20 protein-coding genes are annotated in these 21,931 nt (G+C 70.5%); 7 read left to right on the top strand and 13 right to left on the bottom strand.

Going from position 1 to position 21,931, the window contains the following annotated elements; all coding sequences use genetic code 11:
- Positions 1–9: 9 nt before the first annotated feature.
- Both ACLQ26_RS26405 and ACLQ26_RS26400 read left to right on the top strand, forming a co-directional pair.
- The gene (locus ACLQ26_RS26405) at positions 10–162 is read left to right on the top strand and encodes a hypothetical protein (protein WP_393299230.1); all 153 of its coding nucleotides are present in this window, start codon (positions 10–12) and stop codon (positions 160–162) included.
- Between the two features lie 14 nt (positions 163–176).
- On the top strand, positions 177–6,362 hold the full coding sequence (locus ACLQ26_RS26400) for a S8 family serine peptidase (RefSeq protein WP_425747001.1): 6,186 nt from the start codon (positions 177–179) through the stop codon (positions 6,360–6,362).
- A 79-nt stretch (positions 6,363–6,441) separates the two neighbouring features.
- Here ACLQ26_RS26400 and ACLQ26_RS26395 read toward each other — a convergent pair whose 3' ends face one another.
- Positions 6,442–7,359, bottom strand: coding sequence for an NADP-dependent oxidoreductase (locus ACLQ26_RS26395; RefSeq protein ID WP_425747000.1), 918 nt, complete (start codon positions 7,357–7,359; stop codon positions 6,442–6,444).
- A gap of 439 nt (positions 7,360–7,798) precedes the next feature.
- Here ACLQ26_RS26395 and msrA point away from each other — a divergent pair, with 439 nt between their 5' ends.
- The 4 genes from msrA to ACLQ26_RS26375 all read left to right on the top strand — a co-directional run bounded on the left by msrA (position 7,799) and on the right by ACLQ26_RS26375 (position 10,397).
- Complete coding sequence (gene msrA, locus ACLQ26_RS26390; protein ID WP_425746999.1) at positions 7,799–8,305, top strand: peptide-methionine (S)-S-oxide reductase MsrA; 507 nt, start codon at positions 7,799–7,801, stop codon at positions 8,303–8,305.
- Positions 8,306–8,416: 111 nt separating this feature from the next.
- A complete protein-coding gene (locus ACLQ26_RS26385; RefSeq protein WP_425746998.1) occupies positions 8,417–9,106 on the top strand; it encodes a TetR/AcrR family transcriptional regulator in 690 nt (229 codons plus the stop codon).
- A gap of 47 nt (positions 9,107–9,153) precedes the next feature.
- Positions 9,154–9,747, top strand: coding sequence for a GNAT family N-acetyltransferase (locus tag ACLQ26_RS26380; protein ID WP_425747035.1), 594 nt, complete (start codon positions 9,154–9,156; stop codon positions 9,745–9,747).
- Positions 9,720–10,397 carry a nucleotidyltransferase domain-containing protein gene (locus ACLQ26_RS26375; protein ID WP_425746997.1) on the top strand — a complete coding sequence of 226 codons (678 nt, stop codon included), beginning with the start codon at positions 9,720–9,722 and terminating at the stop codon, positions 10,395–10,397. The genes ACLQ26_RS26380 and ACLQ26_RS26375 overlap by 28 nt, the downstream gene beginning before the upstream one ends.
- Positions 10,398–10,419: 22 nt before the next feature.
- Here the strand turns inward: ACLQ26_RS26375 and ACLQ26_RS26370 are convergent, their stop codons facing one another.
- From ACLQ26_RS26370 to ACLQ26_RS26325, 10 genes are all read right to left on the bottom strand, one after another.
- Positions 10,420–10,803: a PPOX class F420-dependent oxidoreductase gene (locus ACLQ26_RS26370; RefSeq protein ID WP_425746996.1), complete on the bottom strand. Its 384-nt coding sequence runs from the start codon at positions 10,801–10,803 to the stop codon at positions 10,420–10,422.
- 23 nt (positions 10,804–10,826) lie between these two features.
- Positions 10,827–11,747: an NAD-dependent epimerase/dehydratase family protein gene (locus ACLQ26_RS26365; protein WP_425746994.1), complete on the bottom strand. Its 921-nt coding sequence runs from the start codon at positions 11,745–11,747 to the stop codon at positions 10,827–10,829.
- On the bottom strand, positions 11,744–12,337 hold the full coding sequence (locus ACLQ26_RS26360; protein ID WP_425746993.1) for a dihydrofolate reductase family protein: 594 nt from the start codon (positions 12,335–12,337) through the stop codon (positions 11,744–11,746). Before ACLQ26_RS26360 ends, ACLQ26_RS26365 begins: the two co-directional genes overlap by 4 nt.
- A 13-nt stretch (positions 12,338–12,350) precedes the next feature.
- A complete protein-coding gene (locus ACLQ26_RS26355; RefSeq protein WP_425746991.1) occupies positions 12,351–12,509 on the bottom strand; it encodes a hypothetical protein in 159 nt (52 codons plus the stop codon).
- Positions 12,510–12,695: 186 nt separating this feature from the next.
- Positions 12,696–13,532 carry a helix-turn-helix domain-containing protein gene (locus tag ACLQ26_RS26350; protein WP_425746990.1) on the bottom strand — a complete coding sequence of 279 codons (837 nt, stop codon included), beginning with the start codon at positions 13,530–13,532 and terminating at the stop codon, positions 12,696–12,698.
- A complete protein-coding gene (locus ACLQ26_RS26345) occupies positions 13,529–14,746 on the bottom strand; it encodes a nucleotide disphospho-sugar-binding domain-containing protein (protein ID WP_425746988.1) in 1,218 nt (405 codons plus the stop codon). The genes ACLQ26_RS26350 and ACLQ26_RS26345 overlap by 4 nt, the downstream gene beginning before the upstream one ends.
- A complete protein-coding gene (locus ACLQ26_RS26340) occupies positions 14,743–15,411 on the bottom strand; it encodes a VC0807 family protein (RefSeq protein WP_425746986.1) in 669 nt (222 codons plus the stop codon). Before ACLQ26_RS26340 ends, ACLQ26_RS26345 begins: the two co-directional genes overlap by 4 nt.
- The gene (locus ACLQ26_RS26335) at positions 15,408–16,025 is read right to left on the bottom strand and encodes a TetR/AcrR family transcriptional regulator (protein WP_425746985.1); all 618 of its coding nucleotides are present in this window, start codon (positions 16,023–16,025) and stop codon (positions 15,408–15,410) included. Before ACLQ26_RS26335 ends, ACLQ26_RS26340 begins: the two co-directional genes overlap by 4 nt.
- A gap of 136 nt (positions 16,026–16,161) precedes the next feature.
- Entirely contained in the window at positions 16,162–17,079 is a 918-nt protein-coding gene (locus tag ACLQ26_RS26330) for a hypothetical protein (RefSeq protein WP_425746984.1), read from the bottom strand.
- On the bottom strand, positions 17,076–17,231 hold the full coding sequence (locus ACLQ26_RS26325; RefSeq protein WP_425746983.1) for a hypothetical protein: 156 nt from the start codon (positions 17,229–17,231) through the stop codon (positions 17,076–17,078). The genes ACLQ26_RS26330 and ACLQ26_RS26325 overlap by 4 nt, the downstream gene beginning before the upstream one ends.
- Positions 17,232–17,509: 278 nt before the next feature.
- Here ACLQ26_RS26325 and ACLQ26_RS26320 point away from each other — a divergent pair, with 278 nt between their 5' ends.
- Entirely contained in the window at positions 17,510–18,085 is a 576-nt protein-coding gene (locus ACLQ26_RS26320) for a hypothetical protein (RefSeq protein WP_425746982.1), read from the top strand.
- Between the two features lie 88 nt (positions 18,086–18,173).
- Here ACLQ26_RS26320 and ACLQ26_RS26315 read toward each other — a convergent pair whose 3' ends face one another.
- Both ACLQ26_RS26315 and ACLQ26_RS26310 read right to left on the bottom strand, forming a co-directional pair.
- Entirely contained in the window at positions 18,174–18,983 is an 810-nt protein-coding gene (locus ACLQ26_RS26315) for a discoidin domain-containing protein (RefSeq protein ID WP_425746981.1), read from the bottom strand.
- Positions 18,984–19,506: 523 nt separating this feature from the next.
- A complete protein-coding gene (locus ACLQ26_RS26310) occupies positions 19,507–21,624 on the bottom strand; it encodes a hypothetical protein (protein ID WP_425746979.1) in 2,118 nt (705 codons plus the stop codon).
- Positions 21,625–21,931: the final 307 nt, after the last annotated feature.

Genomic DNA, 21,931 nt, shown 5'->3' with positions numbered 1-21,931 from the left:
GGGCAATGCATGCCTGAGCGACCTGTCGCGCACGACGACTCCGCCGCCGAGCACCAGCCCCCTCTCGTGCTGTCCCCCGAGCCGGGTGACAGCGCCCGTGACGCTTCCGACGCCCACGACGCCGACGCCCGCGAGAGCCACGACCCCTACCAACCCCTGTAGGCGGAAGGACCCCCATGAGACTCAAACCCCTCGCGGCAACACTTGCCGTAGTGGTCGGCCTGAGCATGATCCAGGCACCACCGGCGTCCGCCGCGGAGCCTGACCCAGGCCCCGCGAGCAAGATCGCCTCGAACCTGAAGGACCGCTTCCGCGCGCAGCCACAGTCCGACTTCTGGATCACGTTCGAGACGGGCGCCGACCTCGCGCCGGCGAAGAAGGTCGCCGACTGGACCGCTCGTGGTCAGTTCGTCTACGACGCGCTGAACACGGCGGCGAAGAAGTCCCTGGCCTCCGTCTCCACCGACCTCGACCGGGCCGGCGTCACGTACACCTCCTACCCGATCGCCAACGCCGTGCTCGTCAAGGGGGGCACCGAGAAGCTCGCCCTCAACGTGGCCTCGAAGGTGCAGGTCGCCGAGATCCACGCGACGCCGCAGGTCGCGCTTGTCGAGCCCGTCGACGAGAAGATCCCCACCGACCAGGCTGCCCGACCCGCCGCTGGAAAGAAGGCCGAGGCGGGCACCTCCACGTGGGGTCTGGACGCCATCCACGCCCCCGAGGCGTGGGCCATGGGGGCCACCGGCGCGGGCATCACCGTGTCCAACCTCGACTCGGGTGTCCAGTTCGACCACCCCGCCCTGATCCACCAGTACCGGGGCGCGAAGCCCGACGGCACCGTCGACCACAACTACAACTGGATGGCCACCCGGGGCACGTGCGCGGGAACGCCCTGCGACGACAACGGACACGGCACGCACACCATGGGCACCATGGTCGGTGACGACGGCACCAACCACGTCGGCGTCGCGCCGGACGCGCAGTGGATCGCGACGAACGGCTGCTGCGACAGCACAGGCGTCGAGTCGCTGCTGCGCTCGGGCTGGTGGCTGCTCGCCCCGACCGACCTGCAGGGCAACAACCCCGACCCGTCCAAGCGCCCCCACGTCATCAACAACTCGTGGGGCCAGACCATCGAGCACAACTTCGACGACTTCTTCCAGGCCATCGACGAGGCCTGGAGCGCGGCGGGCATGTTCAGCGTCTGGTCCTCGGGCAACTCCAACCCGTACGCGGACTGCGACACCGTCTCCTCCCCCGGCTCCGCCACGAGCGCCTACTCCGTCGGCGCCTACTCGTCGGACGGCACGCTCGCGGTGTTCTCCCGCAAGGGTGAGGGCGAAGGCGGCCAGATCAAGCCCGAGATCTCCGCCCCGGGCGACGGCGTCCGGTCGTCCTATCCGGGCAACAACTACGTCGAGATGTCCGGCACGTCGATGGCGGCACCGCACGTCGCCGGCGCCGTCGCGGCGCTCTGGAGCTACGACCCGACCCTGATCGGGCAGGTCGAGGAGACCCGACGCCTGCTCGGCGAGTCGGCCGTCGACGTCGACGACACCGAGTGCGGCGGCACCGCCGAGATCAACAACAAGTATGGCGAGGGCCGTCTCGACCTCGTCCGCCTGCTGGAGCTCGCGCCCCGCAAGGGCGGCACCCTCACCGGTGTCGTCACCGCCGACGGTGCCCCGGTCCCGGCTGCCGACGTGACGATCAGCGGGCCGTTCAGCCGGTCGATCGGCACCGACAAGGACGGCCGGTTCACGACGAACCTCCCGGTCGGCGACTACCAGCTCAGCACCAAGGTCTTCGGTTACCTCACCGCGACCGCCAAGGTCACGATCACCCTCGGCCAGGACACCGCCGTCACGCTGCCGCTCACCGCCGCCGCGAAGCACGACATCAGCGGCCGGGTCGTCGACGACAAGTCGCGGCCCGTCCCGAACGCCGACGTCTCCGTCACGGACACACCGCTGAAGCCGGTACGCACGGACGCCAACGGCGCGTTCACGATCACCGGCGTGCCCGAGGGCGCGTACAAGCTGGCCGTCAAGCCCAACGCCTGCTTCTCGTCCAGCACGGTCCCGCTGACCGTCGGCGCGCAGAACCCGCCGGCCGAGATCCCGGTCGGACTCGTCGTCGACAAGGGCGGCTACAGCTGCGTCGTCTCCGACGGCGAGTACCTGCGTGGCAGCGAGCCGGTCACCTTCGGCAGCGGTGTGTGGGCCACGGTGCAACTGCCGTTCCCGATCGCGCTCTACAACGGCAGCCACGACACCCTCGGCATCGGCCTGCGCGGGGTGATCGCCCCGGACGGCGCCACCGGACCCGGCTACGGCGGGGCGGGCATCTTCCCGTTCTACGTCGAGACCCCCGTCGAGTTCGCGCCCGGTGGAGGCGTCTTCACGGCAGCCACCACTGTCAACGGTGAGGACGCGTTCGTCGTCGAGTACCGCAACGCCAAGCTCTGGGCCTATCCGGACCGGACGGAGTACACGGAGCCGGTCAGCTTCTCGGCCACGCTCACCCGCTCCGGCACGGTGATCTTCGGGTACGGCGACGGCGTCGGGTCCGACGACCCGGTGACCGCCGGCGCGCACGCCGTCACCGGCATCCAGGGCTGGGCGGGCGTCGACGGCATCCGGTTCTCCGACCAGGCCCCGGTGCTGCGCGACGGGATGGTCGTCACCTACGACCTGCCTGACTTCGGGTACCTCGACGCGACAGTCGTCGACCGCAACGACGGGCAGCCGGTGGCCGGCGCGAAGGTCTCCTTCAGCGACAAGGACGGCCTCGTCGAGACCGTCACTACCAACGGGACGGGCGTCGTGCATCGCCAGCTTCCGGTGGGCGACTACACGATGACCGTCGACGCGCCGAACTACACGACCGCGGCGTACCCCTTCTCGCTCGACAAGCTCTACGCCAGGGCCACTATCGACGCGCGGCTGACCACTGGCGTCGCCGGCCTGAAGGCCGACGGCCTCGACGCGCTGTTGGGCACCGACCAGAACGGCGTGGGCTCGCTGACGCTCACCAACAACGGCTCCGCCCCCCTCACGTACGACCTGGGCGAGGCCGCGCGGCACCCCGAACTCGACGCCGTCGACGCCACCGGGCGCACCGGCAAGGGCGCGGCCAGCACGATCGACCTCGCCGCGTGGAAGGCCGGCGCGAGCGGCATGAAGCCGTCGAACGTCGACGGCAAGGCCGCGACGGCGAGCGCCGCGGAGGCACAGGCGGCCGCCAAGGTCGGTACGACCTCCGGCGGTGACGTCATCACCCGGATCGCGATCCCCGGCACGATCGCGGAGAAGGAGCCCTCCGGCATCGGGTACGACGGCGACGTCTGGGTCCACGACTACAACGCGCGGACCAACACCGCCTACACGGTGACGGGCAAGAAGACTTCGAAGGTCTTCGACGCGTCGTGGAATCCCGCGTACCGGGCGTTCGACATGGCGTTCGACACCAAGACCGGTGACATGTGCCAGATGGAGGACAGCCCGGCCAGCTACATCCACTGCTTCAACACCGACACCGGCAAGGAGACGCGGCAGATCAAGGGTGACTGGTCCACGCTGCAGCTGACCGGGCTCGCCTACAACCCGACGCAGGACGTGTTCTACGTCGGCGGCCGGGCGAACGGCATGATCGGCACCGTCGCCGGTACGTCGCACGACAACCCGGGCGCGCTGCTGTCCTTCTGCTCACCGCCGCTCTCCGAGGTGATGGGCCTGGCCTACAACCAGGCGTCCGACACCATCTGGTACACCGACCTCACCTCGAACCGGCCCACCCGCCTGCTCCAGGTCGACCCCGACGACTGTTCGCTCGTGAACGCGTGGTGGTTCCCCGGCCAGAAGGCGGGCCAGGGCGGCGGCCTCGAGACCGACTCGACAGGTGCGCTGTGGGCGGCGGACCAGATCGCCGACGACGTCGTGCTCGTCGACGTCGAGGACGACCTGCTCACCGACCTGCCGTGGCTGTCGCTCTCCTCGACCGGCGGCACCCTCGCCCCGGGCGAGTCGACGACGGTCAAGGTCTCGATCTCGTCGAAGGGCGCCAAGCCCGGAGTCCTCGGCGCGAACATCGTGCTGCGGTCCGACTCCGGACGCCTGTCCAAGACCTACGTCCCGGTGACGCTCACGACCACGAAGTACCAGGTAGGCGTCAACGCCGGCGGCCCGAAGTTCACCGACGGCTCCGGCTACACCTGGTCGGCCGACCAGCCCGCCGGCAAGAAGGCGTGGGGCTACGAGGGGAAGAAGACCAAGGTCGCCGCCACGAACGCCGGGATCGCCGGCACGACTGACGACGCCCTGTTCCAGTCGCAGCGCACCACGGCGGACAAGCAACTGTTCTACACGTTCCCCGACGCGCCCAAGGGCACCTACGCGATCGACCTCGGGTTCGCCGAGATCGACAAGGTGGCCAAGGGGAAGCGGGTGTTCGACGTCGTCGTGGACGGAGCGCTGACTGACTACGCGTACGACACGGCCGCGGCCGTGGGGCCGAACGCCGCCGACTGGCGTAAGGCTGTCGTGCAGCACGAGGGTGGTCCGCTGACCGTGGAGCTGCGGGGCTCGAAGGGCCTGAAGGCCCCGAGCATCGCCGCGCTGCGGGTGACGCTCGACCCGCGCGCGGACGCGGTGGAGCCGGAGCCCGAGCCCGAGCAGCCGGCTCCGGGTCCCGTACCGGTGGCGCCCGCCGGCCGCTCGTACGCGATGAAGGTGACCGACGGGCTCTACCGCCAGGGCACCGAGGAGTCCGGGTGGCACGGCGACGACCTCTGCGGCGTGCTGTGGTTCGACTCCAGCTTCGTGTTCCCGTTCTACGACACGACCTGGGACGGCGTGTGCGTGACGACGAACGGCACGCTGGCGTTCGACCGCGCCAACACGTCGGGGAGCAACACGGCACTGCCGTCGCCGTCCCCGATCGACGCGATCCATCCGCTCTGGGACGACCTCATCGTCGACGACGAGGCGGGCATCTACTACGGCACGACGACTGTGGACGGGCTGGCGGCGCAGGTCATCGAGTGGCGCAACGTCGCCTTCTACGGTGACCAGACCGCTCGCGTGAGCTTCTCGGTCACCCTGATCGCGGACGGACGGATCCAGATCGGGTACGGCGACGGCGTCGGCGGCGACAACGCCCTCACCAAGGGCTCGTCGGCGACGGTCGGCGTGCAGAGCCTGACGCGCAACCCCGCCGGCCAGTTCTCCTTCAACCAACCCGCGCTGAAGGCCGGTCTGGGCCTGGAGTACACCCTCCCGGCCGCGGGCACGATCGAGGGCACGGTCACCGACAGCAACGACGGCAAGCCGATCGCGGACGCGGTCGTCACGCTCAAGGGGCCGAACGGCGAACGGGTCATCACTGTCGACGAGAAGGGCCGCTGGAAGACCCAGGCGTTGGTCGGCGAGAACACCGTGCAGGTCGAGGCGCCGAACTACGTCACCGCCAGCCATCCCGTGACCATCACGAAGAAGGACCAGGCCGAGGTGGTCGACACGGCACTGACCACGGGCATCGCCACCGTCACCGGAGCTGACCTCGACTGGCTCCTGGACAGGAACCAGAAGGCGACCGCCGACGTGACGGTCACCAACACCGGCTCCGCCCCGCTCGACGTGCGGATCAGCGAGCAGAAGCGCACAAGCGACGGCGGACACGAGGCCGCCGACCTTCCCTGGCTGGCCCTCACGGGCGCGGCCGCGACCGGCACTGTCACGCTCGCGGCAGGCACGTCCACCACGGTCACGGTGACAGCCGACAACGCCGGCAGCACGCCCGGCGTGCTCGTCGGGGACGTGCTCGTGGCGTCGAACGCCGGCAAGGGTGAGGCCCAGCTCAAGCCGGTCCGCCTGGCGACGTCCGCCTACTGGAAGGGCGTCGACGCGGGCGGGTCGGGGTACGTCGATTCCGACGGCTTCTTCTGGGCGCCCGACCAGGCGCTCGGCTCGCGGCCCTGGGGCCACGTCGGCGGAAAGGTGAACACCACCAGGGCCGACATCGCCGGCACCGAGGACGACGCGCTGTTCCGCACCCAGCGGACCGGCCAGACGTTCACCTACGTGTTCAAGAACGCCCCCGCCGGCACGTACCGGATCGGCCTCGACTTCGCGGAGATCGAGAAGGTCAAGGCCGGCAAGCGTGCCTTCGATGTGCTCGCCGACGGCAAGGTCGTCCTCTACGACCACGACGTGCAGGCGAAGGTTGGCGCGTTGACCGCGGACACGAACACGGTCACCGTCGAGCACACCGGTGGCGATCTGACGATCGAGCTTCGCCGCGACAAGGGCGAGAGCGACCCGATCCTCAACGCCCTCAAGGTTCAGCAGGACCCGCGCCTCTGAGCTAGTCCAGAAATGGTCAGAGCCTCCTCGGAAGAATCTCCGGGGAGGCTCTGACCACGAGTGTCGAACCCCCGAATCCTCACGAGCGAGTGCGGATGATCGTCTTTCCGGTGATCCGCCCGGTTGGGTTGAGCGCGGCGACGGCGTCGTCGAGGTCCGCGACGTTGCCGATGTTCGTCCGCAGTCGCCCATCACGTACCCGCCCGACGATCTCCCCCAGTTGGGCGCGATCAGGCGTCACGACGAAATCGATCGCCAGGCCGTCCGCGGGCCGCGCCTCGGGCGGCCCGACGACGGACACCAGGATTCCTCCGGCTCGAATCAGGCCTGCCGACCGCTTCCCGATGTCGCCACCGATGACGTCGAAAACCAGATCGACTCCGTCGACGGCTTCGAGGGCGTCGTTTTCGAGGTCGACGAACTCCTGCACACCGAAGTCGAGCGCCTTCGCACGGTCGGCAGCGCGTCCGGTGCCGATGACGTAGGCGCCGAACTCACGTGCGAGCTGCGTCACCATCGAACCGACCGCGCCGGCCGCGCCGTGCACGAGGATGCTCTGCCCCGTCCGGAGGCGGCCGTGCTCGAACAGTCCCTGCCAGGCGGTCAGGCCAGAGATCGGCAGGCTTGCGCCCACCGTGAAGTCGACGTCGCCGGGAAGCGGCGCGAGGTTGCGCGCCTCGACGGCCACATATTCCGCCAGGGTGCCGTCGCGGGTCCAGTCCGTGAGGCCGAGTACCCGCTGACCCACCGAGAGTCCCGTCGTGCCATACCCGAGAGCGGTGACCACTCCGGCCAGTTCGTGCCCAGGGATCGACGGCGTCCGGTCACGGCCGAGGCGATCGGTCCAGGTCGAGGGCCACGCCATCTCGGTCGGGACGAACCCTGACGCATGAATCTGGACGATGACGTCGTTGAGGGCCGGTTCCGGCTCAGGCCGCTCCACAAGCGTCATTCCGGCCGTTCCGGCAGCCTGGTCCGTCACCACGATCGCCTTCATCAGATACCTCCTGTATCCCGCCCCCGTCTGCACCGGCCCGAGGAGCACATTTCCGTTTCCCAGCAATGGCGGTGCCAAGCCTCGGCGCCGTGCCATCCACTCCGACCGGTAGCGGTTCGGGCGCGAGGATGTCGCCGGAGGCACCCCGCTGGGGCGTCCCGAACCTAGCGACGGCAAAACTGGTCTGTCAAGTCCACTATTGAGCCGCGTGACCACTACTGTGTCCGCGAGGATTGAGCCAGATCACCCCCATGAACAAGGCGGCTCGCCGGACCCCGACGAGACATGCATACTGGACCATGGAGTCCAGAGAAGGGAGAGGCTGTGGGAATATGGCCGACCCGGAGAGTGTCTGCACCTGCGGGTCCTGTGCACTCCACCTGGCTCCGCGGTTCCGAGCACCCAGGTGACCCAGCACGACGACAGGCAAGGAGACGACGTGAACACCGAAAAGGCAATCCTCGCCGGCGGCTGCTTCTGGGGAATGGAGGAGTTGTTCCGCCGCCAGCCCGGCGTCGCGTCCACGCGCGTCGGCTACAGCGGCGGCGACGTTCCGAACGCCACCTACCGCAACCACGGCACGCACGCGGAGTCCATCGAGGTCGTGTACGACACCGACAAGACCGACTTCCGCGCGCTGCTCGAGTTCTTCTTCCAGATCCACGATCCTTCGACGAAGAACCGCCAGGGTAACGACATCGGCATGAGCTACCGCTCGGCGATCTTCTATACCAGCGACGAGCAGAAGCGGGTCGCCGAGGACACCATCGCCGACGTCGACGCCTCGGGTCTGTGGCCCGGCAAGGTCGTCACCGAGGTCACCCCGGCAGGTGACTTCTGGGAGGCCGAGCCTGAGCACCAGAACTACCTGCAGACCTACCCCGACGGATACACCTGCCACTTCCCCCGCCCCGGATGGAAGCTTCCGAAGCGGGCGACGGCCTGACACCTCCGGCGCGCGGGCCCCGGGTCCGCGCGCCGGTCCGGGCGCAGGTGGTCGCCGGAGGGCCGCTCACGACGCGCGGCCCTCATACGGCCCGCTGGATAGACTTGACAGATGAGCGACGAGCAGACGGCTGCGCCGAAAAATGGGCGGAGGATCAGTCAGCGGGGCATCGCGACGCGAGAGCGGATCCTCGAGGCGGCGAACCGGCTGATGCTCGTGCGCGGAGTGAACGCGACGACCCTCGACGACATCCGCGAGGCAAGCCAGACGAGCAAGTCTCAGCTCTACCACCACTTCGCCGACAAGCAGGAACTCGTACGCGCCCTGGTCAAATATCGGGGCGCGCTTGTGCTTCAGCGTGAACGGGCAGGGCTCGAACGACTGAGATCGTTCTCCGGCCTGGTCCGGTGGCGTAACGCGCTGGTCCAGGCAAATTCGCTTAACAACGGCAAGTACGGGTGCGGCCTCGGGTCAATGGCGCTCGAGCTGTCTGATCAAGATGAGCAGGCTCGATCGTCGCTGTCGGAGACGTTCGCGGCATGGGAAAGGCTGATCAGTGATGGTCTGCACCGGATGCGCGACAGCGGTCTACTGCGCCAGGATGCCGACCCGGAAAAGTTGGCCACGGGATTGATGGCCGCTCTGCAGGGCGGCTACCTGCTGGCGAACGCCGCGCACGACGTCGCACCCATGGAAGTCGCACTGGACATGGCGCTGGAACACATCAAATCGTTCCTCGTGCAGCCGGCACCGCGACCGATCAGCCACACTGTCGGCGACCAAGCGGCAGAGATGCGGTGACCCCCCGGCTGCCGGCCGTGGCGCTTTGGTGACGTCGTCGTACCGCGATCACCGGCGGCCCACAGAGGGCCCATTCCGCCAGGTGCATCCGCCACCGGGGGTGCACGAGATCAGGCGGCATTCTGCTCCGGTGCGCCGGCCGGTGGAGGCGATGTGAGGATGGGAACGTGCTGACAATTGGCCCGTTGACCGAACCCGATCGTGACGAGTGGGAACGGTTGACCCGAAGCTTCCACGCGCACTGGGCCGGCCGCCCGGGTCGGCCCTCGACCGAGGTTGACGACGCTGGCTACGAGCGGACATGGCAACGCCTGGTCAACGGAGAGCAGATCCGTGGCATCTGCGCGCGGCTCGACGGCACGATGGTGGGCATCGCGCACTACCTGTTCCACGCCAGCGTCTGGGGTGCCGGGCGCTGCTACCTGGCGGATCTGTTCGTAGATCCGCACGTACGACGGCGAGGCGTCGCGACGGCCATGATCGAGTGGGTGGCCAAGGATGGCGATGAGCATGGCGCCCCACGCCTGTACTGGAACACCGAGATCGACGCCGACGCACGCGCCCTGTACGACAGGCTCGCCGTCTACCGGGGCTACATCGTTTACAACTACACGTGGCCCGCGACTACGGCCGTGACGTGAATCAGCGGATGGACGGCGGGTTACCCAGCGGCGGTATCGAGGTCCCGCCCGGCGACACCGAGGCTCTCGACTCCCGCTGGGCGCACTGTTGGAAGCCGCCCGACGTCGCACGCCGCCTGGCCGGGATCTCCGCGCCTTGGTACGTGGCGGCAGGCTGGGCGTTGGACCTGTACCGCGGCGAGCAGACCCGCGCACATCACGACATCGAGATCGGCGTACCGGCCGGGCGGTTTCCGGAGATCCGCGAGCGTTTCGCCGAATTCGCGTTCGACGCGGTTGACTCAGGTCGAATCTGGGAGGCGGCGACGCCACAGGTGCTGAGCGTCACGTGGCAGACGTGGCTGCGCGAGCCGGATACGGGGCGCTACCTGCTTGATGTCTTCCGGGAGCAGCACGACGGTGATGAGTGGATCTGCCGGAGAGACGCGACGATCAGGCTGCCCTATGCCGACATCATCAGGTACACCTCGGCGCGGATCCCGTACCTGATCCCGGAACTTGTCCTTCTCTTCAAGGCCAAGCACGTACGCCCGAAGGACCAGGCGGACTTCGACGGCGTTCTCCCGCTGCTGGCGCACAGCCAACGCGCGACGTTGTCCACACTACTGAGGCAGGTGCATCCGGGTCATGTCTGGCTGGCCGCCCTGTAGCACCAGCTTCACCGTTGTCGCGTCAACGGATGCCGACCGTCTGGTGATCGGGTTCGATGACGGCGACGACGCGCTCGTCGTCACGCGGGTAGGTCTCATCGGTGTATTTGGCGACGATGCGGTCGATGATCGACCAGCCGGCGTCGCCGTCGATCCAGTTGACGACGCGGCCGCGTACGGCGACAGGGTTGAACGGGTCGTCGGCCGGAGCGATGGACAACGCCAGGCGCGGATCGCGACGCAGGTTGCGGGCTTTGCGTTTGCCGGGCGCGGTGAAGATGACGATGTGCTCGTCGTGAGTTCCGACGTAGACGGGGGTGGCGTGCGGTGAGCCGTCCGGTAGGACGGTGGCGAGGTGGGCGATCGGTGCTTCGTCGAGCACGCGGCGGATGTCGGGATGCAGCACGGTGGTTCTCCTGTCTGTAGTGGTCAGCGGTCGTGGTGGGTGCGCCAGGCGAGGTAGTCGGCGACGGCGGCGGCGAGGTCGAAGTCCGGGGTGAAGCCGGTTTCGGTGGTGAGCCGGGCGATGTCGAGGTAGGGATCGTGGCCCGGCCCGGCCCGGCGTCCCTCGAGCAGGTCGAGCTGCGCGTGCGGAATGGCGGCGTGGACGGCCTCGACCAGCTGCCGGTTGGTGAAGGGCTGTCCGCTGGAGACGTTGTAGACGTCGTGGGCGAGGGTGTCGGCGGTGCTGAGCAGGGCGATGGCGCGTCCGGCGTCAGGGGCGTAGCAGAAGTCGCCGCCGTCGTCGGCGTACAGGGGCGCGGGGTGCTCTCCGCGCAGCACGGCGCTGAGGTAGGGCGGGACCGCGTTGAAGGGTGTTGCCGGGTCCATGAGCGGTCCCCAGGTGCTGCCGATGCGAAGCACGACCGCTTGGATCCCGGTGTCCTGTAGTGCGTTCGAGGTGAGCGGTTCGACCGCCTTCTTGAAGGCGATGATCGGGTGCGGTGCCGGCGCGGCCGGTAGCGCCAGGTCTTCGTGCCAGGGGATCTCGTTTCTGCCCAGGTAGGAGCCGAGGCTGCCGGCGACCGCGAAGCGGCGCACGCGCCAGGCGCGGGCGGCGTCGAGCATGGTGAGCAGCCCGGCGGTGTCGGCGCGGAAGTACGCCACCCGGTCCGCGCCGGGGATGCTGCCGGCCAGGTGGACGATGTCGGTGATCGGATACCTGTCGCCGAGTGCGGCCACCGCGGCGGGGTCGGTGACGTCGAGTTGTTCGACGATGACGTCGTCGGGCAGGAACGCCGGGCGCACGGCTCGCCGGTGGGCGGTCGCGACGACGGCGTGACCGAGGTCCGTCAGGGCGCCGACGGTGTGGGCACCGATCATGCCGAGGCCGCCGGTCACGAGGATCACCGGACCACCTCGTAGTGCAGGTGGGTCACACCCGGTGCGGCGACGGCCTCGATCAGCCGAAGTTCGACGGGCGCGGGCAGGGTCTGGAAGAACGGCCGGCCGTCGCCCAGCAACACCGGCCGCTGGTGCAGGATCAGTTCGTCGACCAGACCCGCGGTGAGCGCGGCGGTGGTCACTCCCCCGCCCATGAGGGCCACGTCCTTGTCGCCGGCCAGGCGACGAGCTGTGTCGACGGCCTCGTCGATGCCGCTGGTGACCAGGGTCTGGCGGGGATGCTCCGCGGGCAGCGGTCGGTGACTGAGCACCACGAGCGGCGCGTCGGGGTGCGGGGTGCCGCCGCTGCCCCAGCCAGAGTCGTCGTAGGTGTTACGCCCGGCGACGCTGGCTCCCACCCGTGCCGCGGCCCGGTCGAAGACGCGAGCGCTGGGGGCACTGAGCCGGAATCCGTCGAGCACCGCGCTCGGGGTGTCGCCGTCGAAGTACCAGTCGAACAACATGTCACCGTCACCGAGGCCGCGTCGGGCGCCCGGGTCACGGCCGGTGATGTAGCCGTCGACCGAGACCGACAGCGCGGCGAGGACCTTGCTCATGGATTGCCTTTCGTTAGTCGCGGTACGTCTCCGAGGGATGCCGGTGGGCCAGCGTCCACGACTCGTCGATCCAGGAGTCGCCGCGGTGGCCGACGTGCTCGAGCAGGTAGCGTTCGCGCCGGTGGACGAAAGCGGTGTCCGCCGGAGCGACCCGGTTGTACGCGCCGCCCATCGGGCCGAACGTGAGTCGCCTCCGGTGCCGTGTGTCACGCGGTCGGGTCGGCCGGGTCGTACCGGGCGTGGTCGCGGGTGCGCACCTCACCGTCGAAGTCACTGGCCAGGCGCAGCAGATGCCGATCGATCACCGGGGCACGTTATCGAGCGACGGGTTCGCCGGTCTTGAACGAATCGCGCACCGTCACACGGGTACCGGCGAGCGACGGTCCGCGAGAAACGGCGCGTAGGAAGCGGTGTGGTCGTGACCGCACGAGCACCTGTCGACCTCCGCGCCGAGCAGTCCGCGTGGCGTCAAGCCGGTGAGGCGGCGCACCTCTCGACTCAGGTGGGCCTGATCCGCGTAGCCGACGTCGACCGCGAGCCCTGCCATGCCGTCGGCACCGCGCCGTCCGGTCGCGATCGCGCCCGCCTGCGCCAACGCGAGGAAGCCCTGGAACCGCAGCGTCCGCTGCAACGACTTCGGCCCCGTACCCACCGCCCACACGCAGCGACGCCGCAACTGGCTGACCGACAGTCCGAGGTGGTCGGCGACAGCGCCGACGTCACGCGGCTCCCAGGGCATCAACAACCGCACCGCCTCGCGGACGAGCGGGTCCGCACCGGCGGTCCGCGCGCGGTCCAGCAGGAACGCCTCCAGGATGAGCAGCGCAGCCCGGGGTGTCGCCGCGGCGGCGATCGCCTCGCCCAGGCGGTCCACCCACGGGTGACCGAGCTCGTCGAGCGAGACACCCCGGTCGAGCAGGTCCGCAACGTCACCGGGTATCAGAACGGGTACGCCGGGGTGGAACCGGACGCCCAGCAGGGTCGTCGCCGCGGGGATCACCTCGACCCGCGGTCCGGTCAACGGGCCGAGCAGCCGCGGCTGTCCACCGAGCGGCCAGTGCAGCTCCGCACCACCGGTCGGCAGGTGTCGCTGCACGTACGGCGCCGACCCGGTCGTCTGCACCCACACGGTCCGTAGGTGGTTGACCAGGCCCGGCATCGGGGTGAGTTCGACGTAGGACGGAGCCGCGGTCATGCGCGGGCCTCATCGTGATCGGACGCGAGGGCCGCCTCCACCGCGTCCGCCGCCGCTCGGCGTCCGCCGGCGGCCCGCACCGTCGCGGAGGCGGCGCGCAACCGTTCGCGGATCGTCGGATCGTGCGCGAGGTCGCGCATCCTGGCCACCCCCTCGTTCCCGCTCGGGTCACAGTCGTCCGGGAGTCGCACGCCGAGACCGAGGGCCTCGACCCGTGCCGCGACGAGGTGCTGCTCGCTCGTGCGCGGTGCGCACACCATCGGGACGGCGAACCAGAGGGCCTCCATGACGCTGCCCATCCCGGCGTGCGTGACGAAGAGGTCGGCCTGCGCCAACGCGGCGAGCTGGTCGACGTGCTCGTGGACCTCGACCCGGTCGGGCACCTTCGGAAGGGCGGCGACCGGGAACCCGCCGGTGGACACGAGCACCCGGTGCTCCGGCGCCGCGGCGGCCGCGGAGCGGACCAGCGACCGTACCGTTTCCGGCTCGGCCGCCGCGGTGCCCGCGCTGACGTACACCAGCCGTTCGTGCCCCGCGGGTCCGGCGCCGAGCCGCGAACCCAGACACGGTCCGACGAAGTGGTGGTCCGTGCCGAATTCGTCCCCGTTCCACTGGAACCACCGCGGGAGGAACGCGATCGAGCACTGCTCGCGCGCCTCGGCCAGGTCGCGCACGGTGCCGCGCTCGACTCCCCAGCGCGCGCAGAACTGGTCGAGCTGATCCTGTAACGCCGTGAAGGCGGGGTGTGCGGGGTCGAGCACGCTCGTCTGCCCGGTGGCCGCGGCCAGCGACCACGCCGGCCCCTGGGCGAAGGACGGGAACAACGCCACCGCCGGCCGGTCGAGCAGCTGCGCCAGCGCGCGGCCGGCCGGGTGGGCGGCCCGGTCGTAGAGCAGGACGTCGGGGACGTCGCCGCGCAGGACGGGGAGGACCTGGGGTACGACGGCGGCTGCCTCCGCCAGCAGCACGAACGGCAACCACACGGCGAAGTCGCCCGGCGGCACCGACGACGACGGGCGCGTGACGAGCGTCGACTCGTAGGTGACGACGTCCGCGCCGGCGCGTCTCGCCGAGGGTGCCGCGACGTCCGGGGCGAAACAGGTGACCCGGTGCCCGCGCTCCCGCAATTCGGTGATCACGTCCAGTACGGGAAGCAGGTGGCCGGTGGCCCCGACGGCGAGGACTGCGACGTGCGCGCCGGGCGTCGTGCTCATGCGCGCAGTCCGTGTCGGGCGGTGTACCAGAAGAACCAGGACAGCAGCCCGGCGAGCATGACGACGTACTGCACGTTGGTGACCGTCGCGACCGCGTCGAGGTCGATCACCGAGGCGATCGCGATGCGGACCACCGCGTCCAGCATCAGGACCACGCCGACCACCACGCTCACCAGGCGCAGCCGGCGCCGGAAGACGGGATCGTCGATCCAGCGCCGCTGCCACGCCGCGGCTCCCGCATCGCCGACCTTGGCCGTGGCGATGACAGTGCCGAGGTGGAGCATGAACGGCCGCTTCATGGCCAGCGACAGCAGCACCCAGGCGCCGAGCAGACCGGTGAGCCATCCGTCCTTGATGTACAGCAGACGCGCGTCCCCGGTGACCACGCTCAACGCGCCCCCCGCGACGAACAGGCTGACGACGACGAGGCCGGCGACGTCGACCCGTCGGCTGCGCGCGGCGACCAGGGCGGCGTTGGCGGCGGGAACCGCGCCCGCGGCGAGGGTGGCGGCCAGCACGTCGGCGCCCAGGGCGCGGAGTACGTAGTAGACGACAAGTGGCAGGACCGCGTCGACGACCACTCGTCCGACCAGAGCCCGGCGCGCGCTTACCCGCACCTCGGCGGCGGCTGTCGCGTCCTCCGGGTCGTCGTCGACCGTCCTCACGAGAGCACCTCCCCGAGGTCCCCCGGAGTCGTGTCCACGGTGACCGCGCGATCGAAGATCGCGCACAACTCCTCCGCGTAGGAGGCCAGGTCCATCCCGTCTCCGCGGGCGAACCGCTCCACAGCGGCATCGACAGCGGCGCGGACCGTCACGGCCATCACCACCGGGTCGAACCGGCGCAGCTCCCCGGACTCCTGACCGGAGACGAACAGCTGCGCCAGCAGCACCACCGGCACGTCCTCGCGAAGATCCGCATCGGCCGTCTCCCGGGGCAGGTTACGGGCGATCTCGACCGCGGCGCGGGCGTACGCCGGCCGTTCGCCGAGAAAGCGGAAGTTCGAGCGCAGGTACGCGGCGAGCTTGCCACGCGCCGACGCCTCGGCCTCGATCGCCGGGACCATGAACTGCTGCGCCCGCTCACCGATGTGGCGCAACGCCGCGGCGACCAACTCCTGCTTGGTGTCGTAGTGGTAGGTGATGAGCCGCGTGCTGCTGAGTTGCGCCGTCTCGACGATCCGCGCGAACGTCGCCCCCGCGTAGCCGTGCTCGGCCAGCAACTCGACGACCGCCTCCAGGATCCGCGTCTTCCGATCAACTTCCGGCGTTATCTGCATGGATAAGATAGCAGCAGATGATGAGTGTCCACGTCAAGGGAAGGCAGCCCCGCACGTACGGGAGCAGATCCGCGATGGTGGTGGCGTCGCCCGCTTCCGGGCCCCCTGGTCGGGGCGTACCCGCCAGCGGCACACGTCAGGTGGTCATCGGAGGGTCGTCGGTGGATTCGGGGACGTAGCCGCAGCGTTCCGGGTCGCACTGCGCCCTGTGGTCCCGGCCCCAGAGGTAGGTGTCTCGCCTGGTCGCCCGAGCGAGGTGGACGAGTCGCAGTTGTTGCCGGCGGTTCACCGTCGAGGGCAACGCGGTGAAGGTCTCCGGGAGTACGGCGAGCATGCTGCTGACCTGCGCCCCGTCGGACATCCGCACCAGCGCGGTGCACTGCCACCAGCGGATCGTGCCGCCTCGAGCGCTCGGGTTGCCCGGCCAGTAGTAGTCCGCCGGATCCGGGACCAGGTAGTGCACCCCGTCGGGGTCCAGATGGGCCCGGAGCCACAGCCCGCCCCCGCCCAGGCCGAGTCGACGTCGTCCGGCCTCCTCGGACAGGGCGCAGAAGGCGTCGGTGTCGAGAGCCTTGAGAACCCTCGCCTGCGCAGGCAGCGGCTGACGCCCGGCCGGAGCCCTGACCGGCCAGCGGCCCAGCAGAACACCGGCCCGTTGCGACAGCGTCATCGGCGACGGGCCCTCGCTGCGAACCGGCAGTGGTGGCGGCGGCGTCCACCGGGCCCCGCTCTCCTCGATCTGGCGCAGCATCCACGCGCGCCCCGAGGGCCCGCTGGTGTTCCACGTCCAGCTCATCGGCCGCCTGGCCATCGCCTGCTGAGAACTGCTGGGGGTGGCTCCTCTGCGGGATGGCCGCCACGGGCGTGGTCGGGCGATCCCTGGCATGTTGTGGCAGAGGTCGGCCAGAAACCTTATGCGCTCCAGATCCTCGTCGAGGGAGCCGTCCTCCGACCCGTGCCGGGCGGTCGCGGCCAGATAGCGAATCTCGGTGAACGCTCTGGCCGCCAACAACGCGGCAATCTCCCGATCGAGCCGGACATCCCGACGACTCACGCCGCCTCGCCAGCACCGACACGACAGGCGAGTTGCGGCGCCCGGGTCCACTCCGCCGTCCGGTCAGGCCCGTCGTCGAGCAGGAGCCACGTCGCGTCGACCGGCCCACCGACGAGGCCCACAGCACCGCCCACCTCGACACCGAGCCACATGCGCCAATGATGCCAGTCGCGTCCGCGGTAATCAGCCCCAGCTGACGGCGTCAACGCAGGCCGACCACGGCCACGGCCACGACCCCGACGCGGAGCTGGCGCACGGCGGGTGGACCGGCGGAGCGGAGAGACCGACCTCGGCCCCGAGCCACCGGAGGTGCTCGGTCGACCTGCCGGGCCAGTTCCTCGTCGCGGGGTCCGCGCCGTCGACGCGCCTTTCCGGGATTGTCTCGACGAGCGGGAAACTCAACTATTGAGACCTACGCTAAGGTCCGTTCATGTCAGCCGACACCGGCGCGCGCCAACTGGGCGGCGAGTCCGTGAATCGCCGAGACCCGCTCGCCATGGGCGTCATCACAATGATCGTCTACGGGTTGCTCTGGCTGATCGTGGGCGCGACCAGCCTGCCGGTGCCCGCCGGCGTCCGACTCGCCCTCGCCCTGGCCGCCGCGGCCGGCGCGGGCGCCCTCCTGGTGGCCGGCCGGCGGCTGCGGGCGCGCGGTCCGTCCCGGGTCCGCCGCGTCCACCCGCATTCGATGCGCTGGTTCCACCTGGTCAACCTGGCCCAGACCGTGTTGATCCTCGCCGCCGTCTTCGGGCTGCTCCGGGCCGGTTCACCAGGGCTTATCGTCGTGGCCGTCTGCCTGGTCGTCGGCGTGCACTTCCTGCCACTGGCCCGAATCTTCGACGTCCCCGGCTACTGGTGGACCGGCGCGCTGCTGATCCTGGTGGCCGCGGCCGGCGCGACGGCGTACGGCCTCGACGCGGGCAACGAGACCGTACGCGCGGTGGTCGGCCTGCCGGCGGCCGTCGCGCTCTGGTCCACCGCTCTGGACGTGTCCCGGCGCGGATGAGCAACGGCCTGCGCCGATGCTGCCGACATCAGTTCAAGCCTCTCCCACCGACCGTTTCCATGCTTCTCTCGCCGTCCCGCAGTCCGCGTCACGACACCCCGAACTCCCAGAGCGAGTAGCCGTACTGGTTGAAACGCTTTGTGCCCACCACACGCACGAACTGCCCGTTGGCCTTGCCGGCCGGGATGAGAGCCGGGCCCCACGAACCCGACGTCGTCGTGAAGATCGTCTTCCAGGCGGTGCCGTCGACCGAGACGTCGACGTGGTAGGCGGTGGCGTGTGCGTACTCCCAGTTCAGGTTGACGGTGGTGATCGACCACACCTCACCGAGATCAACCATGATCCATTGTGGGTCCGAGAACTCGCTGGCCCAGCGGGTCGCCGTGTCACCGTCGAACGCCTTCGAGGCGACCCAACCGGAGTTCTCGGAGCTGGAGGCGCTCGCCGGACGGCCCAGCGCGAGGTTCCTGCCGGAGGGGTTGGCCCTGCCGGAGACGACTGCGTTGGTCTTCGGCGCCGAACCGCCTGTGGGCTTCGCGGCGCCGCCGGTGGCGGTGCGGCCCGGTGCGCCCGGCGCCGGCGGAGCCGGTGCGGGCGGAGCGGGAGCCGACGGCACCGTCGACATCGCCGACGGGCCGGGCGCCGGCGGGGTGGTCGCCCCGCCGGGCGGGACACTGCCGGGCGGCAGAGGCGGCCCGAAGCCCGGCCCCGCGGTGAGCACGATCCCGCCGTCCCCGGGCGGGGTCGACGGGCCGGCAGTCCGATCATCGGGCAGGCGACTGCCGAGCGTGACCGCGGCGACCGCCAACAGGCCAACGAGCAGGAGCGACACCAGCCAGGGACGGAACCATCTGCCCGGGAAGCGCCCCTCGGTGGTGGCGTTTTGCGGCTCCGGCACGGTCTCCGACTCGACAGGTGCGGCGGCTGAGTCGGGGACCGGCTCGGTACGCGGCGCACCGTCAGCACGTGATCCGACGGCATCCGGCGGCCTGTCGACCGGAGCCGGCGGCAGAGGTGACGGAACCTCTCGCCGGACCGCCGGCTGATCGGCGGAAGCCTCCTGCCCGGCCGGCAGCGGGCCGGTCGGAACGGCGGCCACCACGGGCTTCGGCGCCGGGGCCTGCGGGGCGGGCAGCGCGGGCTTGACCGGCCTGGGCGGCCGGACCACAGTCGGTGCAGAGTCCGACCGCTCGCCGGGACGAGGCGCCGGCACCCGGTTCCGATCGGCGACCGGAACCGGCGCGGGGCGCAGGGGGGAAGCAGGCGGTGCAGAGGCAGGCGTCACCTCGTAGGGCGGCAAGCCGCTCAGCGCCACGGCACGCTGCACCGGTGGCCGCTCAGCCGGGGCCGCCGGCGGATCCCCGCCCGCGTCCCGGCCACCAGCCTCCGACACGGGTCGGCGACCCGACGTCGCGTCGTCCTCAGGGCGTTCCATTCTCGTGACTCCCCCGCTCGGTGAAGTATCCGCGCCCGTCCTGGCCGGAATGACCGTGCTGACCGTCTGTACGCGGTGACACCGTGCACCACCCCGACGCCGCGGCGGTCGGCGGCGCGTCCGCCACCAGCGAGGCGCGGGCGCCGACCGGGCAGCCAAGGTAGTTGGCGAGCAGTCGCAGCACGGGCTCCGTGAGGTGGTCGGCCTCCACCCAGACGACCTCATCCCCGCCGACCCACCCGGGCCGCCGGTCGGCAACGACAGTGGCGAAGTCCCAGGCGGTGACCGGCTGGCCCGCCAACCGGAACGGCCGCCGCCAGTCCGGGCCGCGCGCGGCCACCACGGTACGGAGAACGGACCCGTCGGCCCCCCGCCGGATGTCTCTGGCCGGCTCCTCGGGAAGCCGGGCCAGTATCAGCAGTGGCTCGTCGGCATCCGGGTCTCTCCGGGCCCGTGGCAGCGTCGAGCGGGCCGGCGCCAGCACGTCGGCCAGGTCTTCCTCCCGGAAGGGAAAGGACGAGGCGAGGCGCGACGCCCGACGGGGCACGCGGTCCACCCGACGTGGCAGGCTCGCCCACCAGCCGTCGGCCCGTCGGCCGATCGTCACGACCTGCATCTGGTCGGCGATCTGTTGTTCGATCTCCGGAGCGACGGGCACTGACGACACCAGCAGAACGGGTCGTGGATCGGAGTCCCGGTACGGGGCGATGATCTCGCCCAACTGCCCGGGCTCCACCTCGCCCGCGTCGGTGTGCACCGTGCCCGTGCGGCCGTCAACCGTCAGCAGGACCGCGAACAACCGCGCGTCGCGGTGCCACCAGCGTGGAGGCGTCGAGCGCTGCGCCGCGAGCACCACGTCGGGCCGGTCGGCGGCGTCGGACGCCAGCAGGTGGCTCAGCTCCTCCGGAACGAACCGCACCCGGGCCCGCGCACCTTCCGGCAGCCGGTTCAGCAACAGGTGCAGAATCGGCAACACGTCGTCGGGCAGCGGCAGGCCGGGCAGGCCGACGACAACGGTGAACCACTGCGCGTCCCACGGACGACGGCGGACGTCGCCTGTGTGCTGGCCGGCGAAGGGGGGCCGGACCCAGAGCCCGAACTGGGTGGGCTCGACCACCCAGCGCTCGTCGAGTCGGAACGCGCCGGCACCGGCGGGCCGCAGGTCCGCGAGGAAGTCAACGGTTCCGAGTGGCATCGGCGGGACGCCGGGGGCGTACCGCAGCCGCGCCACCGGAGGCGTCCACCACGTGTCGCCGGCGGGGTCGATCGCGATCGACACCGGCCGGTGTTCGTCGTCGAGGGTGGGCAGGCCGGCAGCGACCTCCACCGGGCGGTCCCAGCGGTCGGCGATCGTGGTGGCCAGCCGCATCGCCTCGGCAGCGGCGCCGCCGTAGGGGGCGATGACCATGGAGGGATCCAGTGCGTCGAGGATCGACAGCGTCGCCTCGACACCGGGTGGGGTTGCCCCGGGGCGGCCGAGCACCACGGTCACCCGATCGACGTCCATCGGCACGGCGAAGGCCAGGTCGTCCAGGTTCGGGGCAGGCAGATCCGGAGAGTCCGCGTAGAGCCACAGGCCGGCCGGTACGGAGTGCGCCCGGACGCCAGCGCCGACGTGCCGGACCAGGGTGTCGACCTCGGCTTCCCACTGCGGCGGCGGATAGCGGTGGCCGCCGTCGGAGACGCTACCGTCGGGTCGGAACCAGCGCCATCCGTCGACGGCGAACAGGCCGCCGCCGGGCACGAGCAGGAGCTGGCCGCTCGGCGCGTGCACGTCCGCCTGGAGCTGGTGGGCCAGAGTTGCCGCCGGGGGCGGACCGTGTGCGGGGGCAGTGCCCGTGCCGCTGACAGCGAGCCGGGCCGCAGCACCGGGCGGGACCGCGATCGGCAGGACCTCGGTGATCAGGGCCCAGTCGTCGGGGTCGATGATCTGACCGACAACGGTGACGACCCCGGGTTCCGATGGCAGCAGACGCGCCATCGCGACGATCGCGCCGGCCGGGTCGGGCCCGACGACTGCGAGGTTGTCCGCCACCCACCGCAGCGCGCTCGCGGAGCCACGCCGTGGACCGCTGCTCAGCGACGTCGACGGTTCGAACATCACTGACGACACCCGGGTCGACTCTGGAGCGACCGATGAGATCGCTCCCACGCGAGGCTCACCAACCCCGTCTCATCTGTCTCCACCCGCACCCCACCCCGAGAACCATCACATAGTTGACTCGGGACAATGAATTGTCAATCGACGGCTGCGCCGCCCGTAGCCCGCCTTCGGCGGGGCCACACCACGGTGTCGACTGGCGTCCACTCCACCGCGTACGGAGGCGCGACGACCGTACCCGATCGGCGTCCGACGCGGATGTCGAAGCCCGCCAGGGCGCACCTCCAGGAGCCGGATACGAAGCGTCCCA

Origin of the sequence: Micromonospora sp. DT43 (assembly GCF_049841645.1) — a bacterium.
Classification (GTDB): Bacteria; Actinomycetota; Actinomycetes; order Mycobacteriales; family Micromonosporaceae; genus Micromonospora.
The sequence above is the reverse complement of the archived record's forward strand: the minus strand, read 5'-3'. Positions and strand labels throughout refer to the sequence as shown.

What these genes read in the sequence shown, in the direction of transcription:
- ACLQ26_RS26355 (WP_425746991.1), bottom strand. Translation starts at nt 12,509, where the DNA reads ATGGGCGGCGCGTACAACCGGGTCGCTCCGGCGGACACCGCTTTCGTC.
- ACLQ26_RS26360 (WP_425746993.1), bottom strand. Translation starts at nt 12,337, where the DNA reads ATGAGCAAGGTCCTCGCCGCGCTGTCGGTCTCGGTCGACGGCTACATC.
- ACLQ26_RS26385 (WP_425746998.1), top strand. Translation starts at nt 8,417, where the DNA reads ATGAGCGACGAGCAGACGGCTGCGCCGAAAAATGGGCGGAGGATCAGT.
- ACLQ26_RS26400 (WP_425747001.1), top strand. Translation starts at nt 177, where the DNA reads ATGAGACTCAAACCCCTCGCGGCAACACTTGCCGTAGTGGTCGGCCTG.
- ACLQ26_RS26335 (WP_425746985.1), bottom strand. Translation starts at nt 16,025, where the DNA reads ATGCAGATAACGCCGGAAGTTGATCGGAAGACGCGGATCCTGGAGGCG.
- ACLQ26_RS26350 (WP_425746990.1), bottom strand. Translation starts at nt 13,532, where the DNA reads ATGACCGCGGCTCCGTCCTACGTCGAACTCACCCCGATGCCGGGCCTG.
- ACLQ26_RS26320 (WP_425746982.1), top strand. Translation starts at nt 17,510, where the DNA reads ATGTCAGCCGACACCGGCGCGCGCCAACTGGGCGGCGAGTCCGTGAAT.
- ACLQ26_RS26405 (WP_393299230.1), top strand. Translation starts at nt 10, where the DNA reads ATGCCTGAGCGACCTGTCGCGCACGACGACTCCGCCGCCGAGCACCAG.
- ACLQ26_RS26395 (WP_425747000.1), bottom strand. Translation starts at nt 7,359, where the DNA reads ATGAAGGCGATCGTGGTGACGGACCAGGCTGCCGGAACGGCCGGAATG.
- ACLQ26_RS26345 (WP_425746988.1), bottom strand. Translation starts at nt 14,746, where the DNA reads ATGAGCACGACGCCCGGCGCGCACGTCGCAGTCCTCGCCGTCGGGGCC.
- ACLQ26_RS26325 (WP_425746983.1), bottom strand. Translation starts at nt 17,231, where the DNA reads ATGTGGCTCGGTGTCGAGGTGGGCGGTGCTGTGGGCCTCGTCGGTGGG.